The following is a 14,775-nucleotide window of genomic DNA, read 5'->3' as shown; positions in this document are numbered from 1 at the left end:
ACTCATATGACTGTTCTGCAGAAGAAGGCCGACAACCCGATCGCTCACCTCACGGCTGACGACATCGAGGAGATCGGCCGCCGGCTCGACGCGATCCGCGCCGACGTCATCGCCGAGCGAGGCGCCTCCGACGCGGCGTACATCCGCAAGGTGATCAGCGTGCAGCGCAAGCTGGAGCTGGGCAGCCGGGCCGTGCTGCTCGCCTCGCTGTTCCCGCCGGCCTGGCTGATCGGTACTGCGGGACTCTCGGTGGCCAAGATCCTGGAGAACATGGAGATCGGCCACAACATCATGCACGGCCAGTGGGACTGGATGCGCGACCCGAAGATCCACTCGACCAAGTGGGAGTGGGACCACGCGTCGCCGTCCGAGCAGTGGAAGCACTCGCACAACGAGCTGCACCACACGTACACGAACGTCGTCGGTAAGGACAACGACCTCGGCTACGGCATCATGCGGGTCGACGAGGACCAGAAGTGGTACCCGGCGTACCTGGCCCAGCCGCTGTGGAACTTCATCAACGCGATGTTCTTCGAGTACGGCATCGCGGCGTACGACCTGGAGCTGGGCAAGAACCTGGCCAGCAAGAAGCGCCGGCAGAGCCCGGACTTCAAGGCCCGGTACAAGCAGGTGTTCAAGAAGATCCGTGGCCAGATGACGAAGGACTACGTCGTCCACCCGCTGCTGTCCGGGCCGTCGGCGCTGCACACGCTGGCCGCGAACTTCACCGCCAACATCGTCCGCAACGTCTGGGCGCACTCGGTGATCATGTGCGGTCACTTCCCCGAGGGCGTGCAGACGTTCGAGAAGAAGTCGATCGACGGCGAGACCCGCGGCGAGTGGTACCTGCGGCAGATGCTCGGCTCGGCCAACATCTCCGGCGGCCGCGCGATGCACATCATGACCGGCAACCTCTCGTACCAGATCGAGCACCACCTGTTCCCGGACCTGCCGAGCAACCGGTACCAGGAGATCGCGCCGCAGGTGCAGCAGCTGTTCCGAGACTACGGTCTCGCGTACACGACCGGCCCGCTGCCGAAGCAGGTCGCGTCGGCGTGGTCGAAGGTGTTCCGGCTGTCCCTCCCCAACGACTTCGCACAGAAGCTGTCGGCTGCCGCCCGATTCCGCCTCCAGGGCCAGCCGAACGGCCAGCTGACCGCCTGATCCGCGCCGGCTGCCGCTCGGGGGACGGCGGCCGGCAGTACTGGTTGCAGAGTTGAAACCGCGCCTGTGGCTGCTTGGTGACCCAGTGTCGACTACTCTTGGGGCATGCGTTCAGCCAGGGGAGGCGTACGCGGTGGTACTCAGGCCTTGATCAAGCTGATCGGCGTGAGTGTTCTCGCGGGTGCGCTGTCGGCTGGGCTGGTGATCCCGTTCGCGGGGTTCGCGGGCAGCAGCACCGCCACAGTCGCCGGGTCGGTGAAGGACCTGCCGGTCGAGTTGACGACGGCTCCGCTGGCGACCCGGAGCCGGATTCTGGCCGCGGACGGCAGCCTGATCGCGACCATGTACGAGCAGAACCGGGTGCCGGTGACGCTCAACAAGGTCAGCCCGATCATGCAGAAGGCGATCGTGGCGATCGAGGACGACCGGTTCTACGAGCACGGCGCGCTCGATGCCAAGGGCACGCTGCGGGCGCTGGTCCGCAACCAGTCCGAGGGCAGCGTCCAGCAGGGTGGCTCGAGCATCACCCAGCAGTTCGTGAAGCTGACCCTGGTCGAGAAGGCCAAGACGCAGGCGCAGCGCGAGCTGGCGACGGCGGTCACGTACGAGCGCAAGCTGGCCGAGCTGCGCTACGCGATCGCGGTCGAGGAGGAGTACTCCAAGGACGAGATCCTGGAGAAGTACCTGAACCTGGTGAACTTCGGCGACGGCACCTACGGCATCCAGGCGGCCGCGCAGCACTACTTCCACGTGGCGGCCAAGGATCTCAACCTCCCGCAGGCCGCGATGCTCGCCGGGCTGGTGAAGAACCCGACCGGGTACGACCCGACCAACAACCTCAAGCGCTCCCGCGAGCGCCGCGACGTCGTGCTGCGCCGGATGGCCGAGCTGAACGTGATCACCGCCAAGCAGGCGGCCGCGGCCATCAAGACGCCGATCGACCTGAGCCACATGTACAAGGTCAAGGCCGGCTGCGCCAACTCGCCGTACCCGTTCTTCTGCGAGTACGCCGTCTCGAAGCTGCTCGACAACCCGGCGCTCGGCAAGACCCGCGCGGACCGGGAGCACTTCCTCAAGACCGGCGGGATCACGGTACGAACCTCGCTCGACCCGCGGATCCAGGCGGCCGCGCAGAAGTCGATCAGCGCGCACACGAAGAAGACCGACTCGGCCATCGCGGCGATCACCATCGTTCAGCCCGGCACCGGGCTGGTACGGGCGATGGTGCAGAGCCGGCCGTACGGGGCCGGGCGCAACCAGACGGCGTACAACTACAACGTCGAGAAGTCGTATGCCGGTGGCTACGGCGGGTTCCAGAACGGCTCGACGATGAAGGCGTTCACGATCGCGGCGGCGCTGTCCAAGGGCCTGCCGATGAGCTACAAGATCAACTCGCCGAAACAGATCGACCTCAGCGGCAAGAAGTTCACCACCTGCAAGGGCACCACCGAGGACCCCGACTACACGCCGCAGAACTCCACCAAGAGCGGGTACCTGAGCATGGTCGAGGCGGCCCGCGCCTCCACCAACACGTACTTCCTGCAGCTGTCCCAGCGCACCGGGCTGTGTGCGCCGGCCACCATCGCGGCCAAGCTCGGGATGTACAACGCGCAGACCCTCGCCCCGCTGGACCAGGTGGTCTCGTTCACCCTCGGCGTCGGCTACACGACGCCGCTGATGCTCTCGAACGCCTACGCCACCTTCGCCGCCCGCGGCAAGTACTGTGCTCCGCTGATCGTCACCTCGGTGGTGAACAAGGCGGGCCGGCCGATCCAGACGCCGGGCATCACCTGCCGGCAGGCGCTTCAGCCGGGCGTGGCCGACGGGGTGAACCGGGTGCTGAGCGCGGTGATGGAGCCGGGCGGCACCGGCGGCAAGCTGAACTTCGGCAAGTGGGATCTGGCCGGCAAGACCGGAACGATCCAGGAGAACAAGGCGGTGTGGTTCGCCGGCTACGCGCCGAACTTGGCCGGCGCCGCGGTGGTCGCCGATGCCACGCTCCCGTACACGAACCTGATGTACGGCCACGACCTGAACGGCGAGGACATCTCCGACCCGACCGGCTCCGGTACTGCCGGTCCGCTGTGGAAGACCGCGATGCAGAACGCGCTGCAGGGCATGCCGCTGCGCCGGTTCACCGCTCCCAGCGACCGCCTCGTCAACGGCACCCCCGCGCAGCAGAAGGCGCAGGCGGAGCTCGACAAGAAGTACGAGGCGGAGAAGAAGGCGAAGGAAGAGAAGAACAAGCCCAAGCCGCCGAAGCCGCCGGTACCGCCCACCAAGCCGCCGGTACCACCGACGAAGCCGCCCGTGATGCCTCCGCCGCCGGTCAAACCGGCCACCCAGCGATGAAGCGCGGTCAACGATGACGGCAGAGCTCGTCGCCCAGGCGAAGGCCGACCTGGCCGTCCACCTCGGCATCGACGAGGCCGATGTGACCGTGGTCAGCTCCGAGGAGGTGACCTGGCCCGACGGCAGCCTTGGTTGCCCTAAGCCCGGACGCTTCTACACACAGGCTGTTGTCAAAGGCACCCGGACGGTACTCGAGGCCGACGGGGCCCGGTACAACTACCATTCGGGCGGCGGACAGCCGCCGTTCCTCTGCACGTCCTGACCAAGGACCTGGCCGGACACCGGCTACGGTGACTATGAGCGTGATGCTCGAACCACGTCACCGACCGGAAGGCGAACGATGTTGGGGTTGCCGGGGCAGATCAAGGTCTGTCTGTTCGATCTCGATGGGGTGCTGACCGATACCGCGGCGGTGCACGCGGCGGCGTGGAAGGAGATGTTCGACGACTTCCTGCGCGCCCACGCGGAGAAGGCGGGCATCCCGTTCGTCCCGTTCGACGCCCACCACGAGTACGACGCTCACGTGGACGGCAAGCCGCGCGCCGACGGCGTCCGCGACTTCCTCACCTCGCGTGGCATCACGCTGCCCGAGGGTGAGCCCGACGACGCGCCGGGCACGCAGACGATCAACGGGCTCGGCAACCAGAAGAACATCGCCGTCCTGCGCCGCATCCACGACGACGGCGTCCGGGTCTTCGAAGGCTCCCGGCGCTACCTCGAGGCAGCCAAGGAGGCCGGGCTGCGGCGAGTGGTGGTGTCGTCGAGCGCGAACACCCAGCAGGTGCTCGAGGTGACCGGCCTCGCGCCGCTGGTGGAGCACCGGATCGACGGCGTGACGATCCGCGAGACCGGACTGAAGGGCAAGCCCGCGCCGGACACCTTCCTGGCAGGCGCGAAGTGGTGCGGGGTCGAGCCGTCCGAGGCCGTCGTCTTCGAGGACGCGCTGGCCGGAGTACAGGCCGGCCGGGCCGGAAAGTTCGGCTATGTGGTCGGGGTGGACCGGGTCGGGCAGGCCGATCAGCTGAAGAGCAACGGCGCCGACATCGTCGTGAAGGACCTCGCCGAATTGATCGACGGGTCTGAAGGAGAAACGCGATGATCGACCGCGGACCGCACCCGATCGAGCCCTGGCAGCTGCGCGAGACCGAGCTGCCGTTCGACAAACTCGCCCAGGCGGAGTCCCTGTTCGCGCTCTCCAACGGGCACATCGGCCTGCGCGGCAACCTCGACGAGGGGGAGCCGTACGCGATCCCCGGTACCTACCTGAACTCCTTCTACGAGCAGCGCCCGCTCCCGTACGCCGAAGCCGGCTACGGCTACCCCGAGTCGGGGCAGACCCTGGTCGACGTCACCAACGGCAAGCTGATCCGGCTGCTCGTCGACGATTCGCCGCTCGACGTCCGGTACGGCGAACTGCACTCGCACGAGCGCCGCCTCGACTTCCGGACCGGCATCCTCACCCGCGAGCTCGACTGGACCTCACCGGCCGGCAAGCGGATCAAGGTGCGGTCCCGGCGAATGGTCTCGCTGACCCAGCGTGCGGTCGCGGCGATCGAGTACGTCGTGGAAGCAGTCGACCAGCCGGTCCGCTTCGTCGTCCAGTCGGAACTGGTCGCAAACGAGAAGCAGCCGAAGTTGTCGAACGACCCTCGCGTCTCGGCAGTCCTCGAGAACCCGCTGGAAGCGGTCTCGCAGGACAGCGACGACGAGGAAGTGATCCTGGTCCACCGGACCCGGTCCAGCAACCAGTTGATGGCCGCGGGCATGACTCACACGGTCGAGTGCCCGGCCCGTACCGAGGTGGATGTCGACGTCCGCGAGGACTGGGGACGGACGACGGTCGTGGCGGAGCTGCAGCCGGGGGAGTCCATCCGGGTGGTGAAGTTCCTCGCCTACGGCTGGTCGAGTCTGCGGTCGGAGACGGCGATCACCGACCAGGTATCGGCGGCGCTGGTGGGTGCGAAGTTCTCCGGCTGGGACGGCCTGGTCGCCCAGCAGAAGGTTTTCCTGGACGACTTCTGGGATGCGGCAGACGTCGAGGTCGAGGGCAATCCGGAGTTGCAGCAGGCGGTCCGCTTCGCCCTGTTCCACGTCCTGCAGTCCGGCGCGCGGGCCGAGCGGCGGGCCATTCCGTCGAAGGGCCTGACCGGCGCCGGGTACGACGGGCACACCTTCTGGGACACCGAAGGCTTCGTACTGCCGGTACTGATCTTCACGATGCCCGACGCGGCAGCCGACGCGTTGCGCTGGCGGCACGGCACGATGTCGATGGCGAAGGAGCGCGCCGAGGTGCTCGGGTTGCGCGGCGCGGCGTTCCCGTGGCGCACGATCCGGGGACAGGAGTGCTCGAGCTACTGGCCGGCCGGTACTGCGGCCTTCCACCTCAATGCCGACATCGCCGCGGCGGTGGACAGCTATCACCTCGCGACAGGTGACGACGCCTTCATCAAGGACTGCGGTCTGGAGTTGCTCGTCGAGAGTGCCCGGTTGTGGATGTCGCTCGGGCATCACGACCGGCACGGCAAGTGGCACCTGCCGGGCGTGACCGGCCCGGACGAGTACAGCGCCGTTGCCGACGACAACGTCTTCACCAACTTGATGGCCGCGCGCAACCTTCGGATCGCGGCCTCCTTCGTCACGCGGTTCCCCGACGACGCCCGCCGGTTCGACGTGGACACCGAGGAGGAGGCCAGCTGGCGGGACGCCGCGGCCGCCGTCTACATCCCGTACGACAAGGAACTAGGCGTGCACCCGCAGTCGGAGGGGTTCACCGACTACGCGCTGTGGGACTTCGAGGGGTACAAGGACAAGTACCCGTTGCTGCTGCACGCCCCGTACTTCGAGCTGTACCGCCGCCAGGTCGTCAAGCAGGCGGACCTGACGCTGGCGATGTTCTGGTGCGGCGACCAGTTCACGCCCGAGCAGAAGGCGCGCAACGTCGACTACTACGAGCGGATCACGGTCCGGGACTCGTCCTTGTCGGCCTGCGTGCAAGCGGTGACGGCGGCGGAGGTCGGCCATCTCGGCCTCGCCTACGACTACGCGTACGAGGCTGCGCTGATCGACCTGCTCGATCTGCACCACAACACCGGCGACGGTCTGCACATGGCGTCGCTCGCCGGTGCCTGGACCGCGCTCGTCGCCGGCTTCGGCGGTCTGCGGGCGCGCGAAGCAGGGCTCTCCTTCCAACCGGTACTTCCGACCGGGCTGAACAAGCTGGCTTTCACCGTCCGCTGGCGCGGGGTCCGGTTGCGGGTGGAGATCCGCCAGGACCACGTCACGTACTCCGTCCATGACGGCCCGGACGCCAGCCTCACGATTCTCCATGAGGGGGAGGAGATCGAAGTGACCGTCGGCAAGCCGGTGACCTTGCCGGTCCATCCCCGCAAGCCGTTGCTGCCCCGGCCGACTCAGCCGCTTGGGCGCGAGCCGCTGTCAGCTCTGGGCAACACCACGTCGACCCGCCATTGACTCGTTCGACTGTTGGCCCCCGCCCGTCACAGGGCGAGGGGCCACTCTGTCTTAGCTGGTAGGCCGGGATCCGCCGGCCGTGGCTCAGCCAGAGGAAGGCAACAGATCATGAGTGAGCAGAAACCGGTCGTCGTACTCGTCCACGGAGCGTTCGCCGAGTCGGCGAGCTGGAACGGTGTGATCCAGCAGTTGCAGGCGAAGTCGATCGAGGCGGTCGCCGTGGCGAACCCGCTGCGCAGCGTCGCCGGGGACGCGGCCTACGTGCGCGACGTCATCGCGGGGATCGGGCGGCCCGTAGTACTGGTCGGGCATTCGTACGGCGGCTTCGTGATCACCGAGGCAGGCGCCGGCAACGATGCGGTCGTCGGGCTCGTGTACGTCGATGCCTTCGCGCCCGACCATGGGGAGAATGCGTTCGACTTGTCCGGCAAATTCCCCGGCAGCACGCTGGGCGAGGCGCTCAACGCCTACCCGGTGGCCACCGGCGGCAACGAGTTGGCCATCAAGCCGGAGCTGTTCCATCACCAGTTCTGCGCGGATGTGTCCGCCGAGCAGGGCGCGCTGATGGCTGCCACTCAGCGGCCGGTCACCCAGGCTGCGCTCACCGATGCCCTGCCGACCGAGAAGCCGGCCTGGACGACCATCCCCTCGTGGTTCGTGATCAGTGACCAGGACCTGAACATCCCGGTCGCAGCCCACCGGTACTTCGCCGAGCGGGCCGGCTCCCGCGGTACTCGCGAGGTCCCCGGCGGATCGCACGCGTTGAGCGTCTCCCAGCCGGCCGCGGTCGCCGCGACGATCCTCGAGGCGGTCGACGCCGTCGCGGGTTGAGGTGGGACCTGCACAAAACCTTCACGAGTCGTCCGCCACTCCCGACCAGGTGGACTCCTAGTCTCAAGCTATGTCAGTCAGCGCAGGGGCCAGGATCCTCGTGGTCGAGGACGAGCCGGTGATCAACCAGGCGGTCACCGATCGGTTGCGCGGCCAGGGGTACGAGGTCGTCCAGGCATGGGACGGGCCCGGCGCGGTCTCGCAGTTCACTGAGACGGCACCGGACTTGGTGCTGCTCGACGTGATGCTGCCGGGATTCGACGGTCATGAGGTGTGCCGGCGGATCCAGGCCGCGCGGCCGGTACCGGTGCTGATGCTGACCGCTCGCGACGACGAAGCGGACATCCTGGTCGGCCTTGGCGTCGGTGCCGACGACTACCTGACCAAGCCGTTCCGGATGCGGGAGTTGGTGGCCCGCGTCGGTGCTCTGCTGCGCCGGGTCGATCGTGCCGCTGAGCTGGCCAACCGACCGACGACCACTGACCTCGGTGACCTGCGCGTCGATGCTGCAGCGCGGCGGGTTTGGGTCGCGGAGACCGAGGTACACCTGACGCCGACCGAATTCGATCTGCTGCTCTGCCTGGCCGCCAGCCCCGGCGTCGTACTGACCAGAGAGAACCTGTACGCCGAAGTCTGGGGCTGGCCGGGTGCCTCCGGGACCCGCACGGTCGACAGTCATGTGAAGGCGCTCCGGTCGAAGATCGGCGCCGACCGCGTCCGTACCGTGCATGGCGTCGGCTATGCGTTGGAGCCGGGCGCATGAGCTCGCCGATCCTCAACCAGGTCACGTCGGTCAAGGTCAAGCTCGGGCTGCTCGTCGCGGTCAGCGTCACCGTGGCGTCGATCCTCGCGGCGACCGGTGCTGTCGGCGGCGTGCCCTTCTGGCTAACGGTTCCGGTGACGGTCGCCCTGGCGCTCGGGGTGACTCAGTTGCTGGCGGTCGGGATGACTTCGCCGCTGCGGGAGATGACCGCGGCGGCTCGGGGGATGGCTCGCGGCGACTACTCCGCCCGGGTGACGGCGACTTCGAGCGATGAAGTGGGGGAGTTGGCTCGGGCGTTCAACCGAATGGCCGAGGACCTCTCAGCCGTCGACCGGCAGCGCCGCGAGCTGGTGGCGAATGTGAGTCACGAGCTCCGTACTCCGCTCGCGGCGCTGTGCGCAGTACTGGAGAACCTGGTCGACGGCGTGGCTGAGCCGGATCCGGTCGCCCTCCGTACTGCGCTCGACCAGGCCGAGCGGCTGGCCGCGCTCGCCTCCGATCTGCTCGACCTCGCCCGGGTCGACGCGGGCAAGGCCAAGCTGTCGACCACCGAAGTCGCGGTGGGGGAGTTGCTGGAGCAGGCCGTGGCGGAGGCGAAGGTCTCGGGTCGCGAGGTCCGGTACGACGTGAGCGTCACGCCGACCTGGCTCACGGTGCCGGCCGATCTGTCTCGGCTGCATCAACTGGTCGCGAACCTGCTCGACAACGCGTCCCGGCACAGTCCGGCCGGTGGAGTAGTCCGGCTGGTGGCGCTCGCGACCGCCGAGGGTTGGCGGTTGGAGGTCACCGACGAAGGACCGGGTATCCCGGTCGCCGATCGGGACCGCGTCTTCGAACGCTTCGGCACGCTGGCCGAGACCGAGGGCGGCGGCGGTACCGGCCTGGGCCTCGCCATCGCCCGCTGGGTCACCGACCTCCACGGCGGCACCATCCACTTCGTCGAATCAGAGACCACCGGCGCCCGAGTCCGCGTCGACCTCCCGCGTAAACCACTAGAACATCGTCAGATCTCGACCAAGGCCGAGGAGCCCGTCATGTCCCAACCGGTCATCACTCCTACACCTGCAGCGCCCCCCGGGCCTGAGTCTCCGATGGATGCGTTGTTCGGGAAGTTCTGGCCTGATGCGCGGATTCCCGGCAACGTGCGGGCCGTGCTCTACAGCCTTGCGGCGGGGCTGTTGGCCGGGATCGTCCTGCCGTTCCGCGACATGGGCATCGGGTATGCCATCGTCATCCTCGCCGCCGGCGGCGTGATCCTGACCTTCGCCGCCAACCGCCGCTCGCGCTTCACCCAGGCCTGCGCGGTGCTCTGTGCGCTCCTGGCACTCACCACCGTCGTCCGCGACGCCGAGTGGATCGTGATCCTCTCCATCCTGGCCAGCGGCGTGCTCTGCGTGGCCGGGCTCGTCAACGGCCGGAGCACGCCCGCGTTCATCCTGGCCGGCATCTCGCTGCCGCTGGCCGGACTGCGCGGCCTGCCCTGGCTCGGACGTTCCCTGCAAGCCGTCACCAGCCTGCGCAAGAGCGCGGCGGCGGTACGTACCGTCATCTGGTCCGTCCTCGGCGTCCTCATCTTCGGGCTCTTGTTCGCGTCCGCCGACGCGCTCTTCAAGAAGTGGGCGGGCGCGATCATCCCGGACCTGAACCTCGATTCCTTTGTCCTGCGGGCTTTCCTGACCGTCTTCATCGGCGGCATCGTGCTGGCAGCGACGTACCTGGGCCTGAACCCACCGAAGGTCGAGACCGCCACCCGCCCCGTACGTCCGGTCGCCCGCCGCTACGAGTGGCTGGCGCCGGTACTGCTCGTCGACGCCGTCTTCCTCGTCTTCCTCATCGCCCAGGCAACGGCGAGCTTCGGCGGCCATGAGTACGTCGAACGCATCACCGGCCTCACCTACGCGGAGTACGTGCACCAAGGCTTCGGCCAACTCACCGTCGCCACCGCCCTCACCCTGCTCGTCGTCTGGGCAGCAGCCCGCAAAGCACCCCGTACTACGCCCGCCGACGTCCTCTGGTTGCGCGGCTCCCTCGGCGTACTCTGCGTGCTGACCCTGGTCGTCGTCGCCTCCGCCCTCTACCGCATGCACCTCTACCAAGAGGCCTACGGCTTCACCCAACTACGCTTGCTGGTGGACGTTTTCGAAGGCTGGCTCGGCCTGCTCGTGGTCGGTGTGATCGTGACCGGCATAACCCTCAAGGCAACCTGGCTACCCCGAGCGGCCCTCCTCAGCGGCGCCACCCTCTTGCTCGGCCTGGCCGCGATCAACCCCGACGCCTGGATCGCCCAGCACAACGTCGACCGCTACACCGCCACCGGAAAGGTCGACTGGGTCTTCCTACAAGGCCTCTCAGACGACGCCGTCCCCGTCCTCGCCAAACTCCCCGCCCAGGATGCCAACTGCGCCCTCAAAGGCCACGAGACCAGCAACGACGACTGGCTCGAATTCAACTACGGCCGCCACCGCGCCCGCCCCCTCCTGAACGCACACCCCAGCAACACGACAGCGGTCTGCGCTCCCCGCTGAGCTGTCACAGCCGGTGCGGCTGCTCTGTCTAAGTTTCCATGAATGATGTCTCCGCAGGAGCCCGGATCGACACGCTGGAGAGCCTTCGCCAGCATCTGCAGTGGGCGGTCGAGCTGGAGCACGCGACGCTACCGCCGTACATGACTGCTTTGTACTCGCTCGACGAGAACAAGAACCCGGACGCGGTCCAGGTGGTGAGCAGCGTCTTCGTCGAGGAGATGATCCACCTCGCGCTCGCGGCGAACCTGCTCAACGCCGTCGGTGGTCACCCGCAGTTGGACACGCGCGAGATGCTGCCCCGCCATCCACGGCGGCTGCCGCACGCTGCCCCGGCGCTGGAGTTGTCGCTGGTTCCGTTCGGGCCGGAGGCGATCGAGATGTTCCTCCGGCTGGAGCTGCCGGCGCCGCACGGTGGGCCGGCCGAGGGGGATCAGTACGAGACGATCGGGCAGTTCTACGACGCGATCGAACTGGGGTTGCGCGAGCTGTGCGACCAATTCGGCGAGGAGAAGGTCTTCACCGGTGATCCGGCGCGGCAGCTGACCGCGGATCACTTCGGGCACAGCGCCGGCGCACTGAACCCGGTCACCGATCTCGAGTCGGCCCTAGCCGCGCTCGAGGAGATTGTCGAGCAGGGCGAGGGCACGTCGCGGGGCGAGGTCTGGGACGGCGACCACGACATCTTCCACCGCGATCGGGACGAGGTCGCGCACTACTTCCGATTCCAGGAGCTCAAGCTCGGGCGGCGGTACCAGCGCGGTGACACGCCCGAGTCCGGCCCGACGGGCGAGCCGGTCGCGGTCGACTACACCGGCGTACAGCCCGTACGCCCCAACTCACGACTGGCCGACCACGGCCTGGACAGCCCGATCCGGCAGGCGCAGGAGGAGTTCAACGGGATCTACTGCAACCTGCTGCAACTCCTGGAGCAGGCAACCAACGGCGAACCGTCCTTGCTCCGCACGGCGACCGGCATGATGTACCAGCTCAAGGGCAAGGCCCAGGCCCTGATGGCGATGCCCGATGCCGAGGGATACACCGCCGGACCGACCTTCGAATACGTCGAGCCAGAACTCCGCGCCTGACCCATTGCGCTGTCACATCCAGGAGGGCTATCTGGTCTTTACTAGAGAGACCTAGAGAGTCGAGGACAACGTGCGCACGATCCTGGTGGTTGGTGGCGGGTACGCCGGCTTCTACACGGCCTGGAAGCTGGAGAAGAAGCTCCGGCGGGGTGAGGCGGAGATCGTACTGGTCGATCCGCGTCCCTACATGACCTACCAACCGTTCCTGCCCGAGGTGGTGGCCGGGTCGATCGAGGCCCGGCACGCGGCGGTGTCGCTGCGGCGGCATCTCAAGCGGACCAGGATCCTGGCGGGCACGGTCACCGCGATCTGCCATCGGCACAAGACGGTGACCGTCCGGCCGTCGCTCGGGCCCGACGTAGAGCTGAACTACGACATCATCGTGGTCACCGCCGGCGCCGTCACGCGCAAGCTGGCGATCCCGGGCGTGGCCGAGCAGGCGATCGGCATGAAGCACGTCGAGGAAGCGGTGGCGATCCGTGACCGGCTGCTGACCGCCTTCGACCAGGCCGCTGTCCTCGAGCCCGGTCCGCTCCGCAGCCGGCTGCTCACCGTGACGTTCGTCGGTGGTGGCTTCTCCGGCGTCGAGGGCTTCGGCGAATTGTTGTCGCTGGCAACCTCTTTGCTGAAGTCGTATCCCCAGCTGGACGCGAGCGAGCTGCAGTTCCATCTGATCGAGGCGGCGGGCCGGATCCTGCCCGAGGTCACTGACGTACCAGGACAGTGGGTGGTGCGGTCGCTGGAGAAGCGTGGCGGGCACGTCCACCTGAACAGCCAGATCGTCTCGGCCACCGACGGTCATGTGGTGCTGTCGACCGGCGAGGAGTTCGACACCGAGCTGATGGTGTGGACGGCCGGCAACGCCGCGAACCCGATGGTCCGCAGCCACACCGACCTGCCGATCGACGCGCGTGGCCTGCTCAGCGTGCGGGCCGACCTTCGCGTCGGTACGAAGGACGAGGTGATTCCGGACGCGTGGGGTGCCGGCGACGACGCAGCGGTTCCCGACCTGGCGTCGGAGATCCCGGGCGCTCTCACGGTGCCGAACGCGCAGCACGCGGTACGGCAGGGCAAGCTGCTGGCGAAGAACATCATCGCCGTACTCCGCGGCCGCGAGCCCAAGAACTACGTGCACCACAGCCTCGGCTCGGTCGCCACCCTCGGACTCGGCCGCGGCATCTTCCAGTACCGCCGCCTGGTGATCAAGGGTCTGCCCGCCTGGCTGATGCACCGCGGCTACCACGTGCTCGCGGTGCCGACCTGGGAACGCAAGATCCGGGTGGCCGCGATCTGGCTGACCGGCTTCCTGTTCGGTCGCGACATCGTCTCGCTCGCCTCGGTCCAGCACCCGCGAGACGCGTTCCTGGCCGAGGACCTGCCGAGGAAAGCCGCTGACCGCGGTACGGCGAAAACTGCTCAGAATTTGCCGTGATCAAGGCCTTACGGGCGGTGAACGGCTGACCTAGACTCCGAGCCTCCGACTCGGACCACAGGGAGGGGGGCGTCATGCGCTGCATCGAGCCGCCAGAAGAGAGCTGACCCGTCGCTGGACCCTGAAGCAGGGCGCTGCGCCCGGTGGCTCCGGCCCCGGGCGCAGTCGTCAAGGCACCCGGTATCCGTTGGTACCGGTCGACCGTGCGAGGACCGATGCCCGCCGTCTCCGTCGACATCCAGCAGCTCGATCAGAACCTGCAGCGCTTCCACCACCAGGTGGCGGCCGCCGGCCGCGTGACCAGAGCGCACTTCAAGGCACATCGCACCACCGAGCTGGCAGTGCGGCAGTTTGCGGCCGGTGCCGTGGGTATTGCCGTCCACTCCGCGCAGGCCGCTCTCGACCTGGCTAAGGCGGGAGTGACCGACGTTGTGGTGGCGTGGCCCTGGCAGGAGCCGTGGCGCTGGCCCCTGTACGTCGATGCCGCCCGTGAACTCGAGTACTTCGCTGTCCACGTCGACACCGCGGAGACGATCACGGGGCTCGGACGAGTGGCTGCCGCCGCCGGAGTACAGGTTGGCGCGCGGATCGACCTGCGGCACACACCGGTAGCTGATGTCCTCCCGCTGGCCCGTTTGGTTGCGGCCACTCCGGGCGTGCGGCTGGACGGGGTGACCGGCTACCAGGGGCCCGAAACACCGCAGGACATCGTCGACTTCGCGGCGCTCGGGCAACGTCACGCCGAGCAGTTGGTCGAGGTCGCCGAGTCGATCAAGGCTGACGGCATCGACTGCCCGGTGGTGAGCGCGGGTGGTACTCCGACCGCCGCGGGCGCGCTCCTCGTCGACGGCATCACCGAGATCGTCGCCGGCGCCTACGCGACGTTGGACGGCGGACTGGCTGCAGCGGGCGCGTGCGAGCTGAAGGAGGTCGCCATCAGCGTGGCGAGCGATCGCCCGGATCTGTTGACCGCCTGCGGCCAGCCTTGGGCTCCTGAGGTGGTGTCGGTGCCGTTGAACGACCGGCTGCTGCCCGGCCACGTCTGCCCGCTGGCCAAGAACCTGATGCGTGCCAAGGTCGAGCTCACCGTGCTCGACGGTGACACAGTGGTCGACCGATGGCTGCCGCGCGGCAGACCTGATCGCGAGTAGC

The 14,775-nt window shown here is 67.9% G+C and carries 11 protein-coding genes; all 11 read left to right on the top strand.

The genetic code is table 11. The features are described 5' to 3' along the window. Nucleotides 1-6: 6 nt before the first annotated feature. The 11 genes from OHA70_RS34535 to OHA70_RS34485 all read left to right on the top strand — a co-directional run bounded on the left by OHA70_RS34535 (nucleotide 7) and on the right by OHA70_RS34485 (nucleotide 14,774). Nucleotides 7-1,164 carry a fatty acid desaturase family protein gene (locus tag OHA70_RS34535; protein WP_328324947.1) on the top strand — a complete coding sequence of 386 codons (1,158 nt, stop codon included), beginning with the start codon at nucleotides 7-9 and terminating at the stop codon, nucleotides 1,162-1,164. Nucleotides 1,165-1,269: 105 nt separating this feature from the next. Then, nucleotides 1,270-3,516 carry a transglycosylase domain-containing protein gene (locus tag OHA70_RS34530; protein WP_328324945.1) on the top strand — a complete coding sequence of 749 codons (2,247 nt, stop codon included), beginning with the start codon at nucleotides 1,270-1,272 and terminating at the stop codon, nucleotides 3,514-3,516. Between the two features lie 13 nt (nucleotides 3,517-3,529). After that, nucleotides 3,530-3,778, top strand: a complete 249-nt coding sequence (locus OHA70_RS34525; RefSeq protein WP_328324943.1) for a hypothetical protein — start codon at nucleotides 3,530-3,532, stop codon at nucleotides 3,776-3,778. Between the two features lie 78 nt (nucleotides 3,779-3,856). Further along, nucleotides 3,857-4,615 (top strand): HAD family hydrolase, encoded by a 759-nt coding sequence (locus OHA70_RS34520; protein WP_328324941.1) that lies wholly within the window; start codon nucleotides 3,857-3,859, stop codon nucleotides 4,613-4,615. Continuing rightward, nucleotides 4,612-6,987, top strand: coding sequence for a glycoside hydrolase family 65 protein (locus tag OHA70_RS34515; RefSeq protein ID WP_328324939.1), 2,376 nt, complete (start codon nucleotides 4,612-4,614; stop codon nucleotides 6,985-6,987). Before OHA70_RS34520 ends, OHA70_RS34515 begins: the two co-directional genes overlap by 4 nt. A 108-nt stretch (nucleotides 6,988-7,095) precedes the next feature. Beyond that, nucleotides 7,096-7,818, top strand: coding sequence for an alpha/beta fold hydrolase (locus tag OHA70_RS34510; RefSeq protein ID WP_328324938.1), 723 nt, complete (start codon nucleotides 7,096-7,098; stop codon nucleotides 7,816-7,818). A gap of 70 nt (nucleotides 7,819-7,888) precedes the next feature. Beyond that, a complete protein-coding gene (locus OHA70_RS34505; protein ID WP_328324936.1) occupies nucleotides 7,889-8,581 on the top strand; it encodes a response regulator transcription factor in 693 nt (230 codons plus the stop codon). Continuing rightward, nucleotides 8,578-11,106, top strand: coding sequence for a DUF4153 domain-containing protein (locus OHA70_RS34500; protein ID WP_328324934.1), 2,529 nt, complete (start codon nucleotides 8,578-8,580; stop codon nucleotides 11,104-11,106). The genes OHA70_RS34505 and OHA70_RS34500 overlap by 4 nt, the downstream gene beginning before the upstream one ends. Before the next feature lie 38 nt (nucleotides 11,107-11,144). Further along, on the top strand, nucleotides 11,145-12,191 hold the full coding sequence (locus tag OHA70_RS34495; RefSeq protein WP_328324932.1) for a ferritin-like domain-containing protein: 1,047 nt from the start codon (nucleotides 11,145-11,147) through the stop codon (nucleotides 12,189-12,191). Between the two features lie 70 nt (nucleotides 12,192-12,261). Beyond that, complete coding sequence (locus tag OHA70_RS34490; RefSeq protein WP_328324930.1) at nucleotides 12,262-13,623, top strand: NAD(P)/FAD-dependent oxidoreductase; 1,362 nt, start codon at nucleotides 12,262-12,264, stop codon at nucleotides 13,621-13,623. A gap of 215 nt (nucleotides 13,624-13,838) precedes the next feature. Next, nucleotides 13,839-14,774 carry an alanine racemase gene (locus tag OHA70_RS34485; RefSeq protein ID WP_328324928.1) on the top strand — a complete coding sequence of 312 codons (936 nt, stop codon included), beginning with the start codon at nucleotides 13,839-13,841 and terminating at the stop codon, nucleotides 14,772-14,774. Nucleotide 14,775 lies beyond the last annotated feature (1 nt).

The sequence above is a fragment of the Kribbella sp. NBC_00382 genome, assembly GCF_036067295.1.
In the GTDB taxonomy this organism is placed as follows: Bacteria; Actinomycetota; Actinomycetes; order Propionibacteriales; family Kribbellaceae; genus Kribbella.
This window is presented reverse-complemented; position numbering and strand designations above follow the sequence as displayed.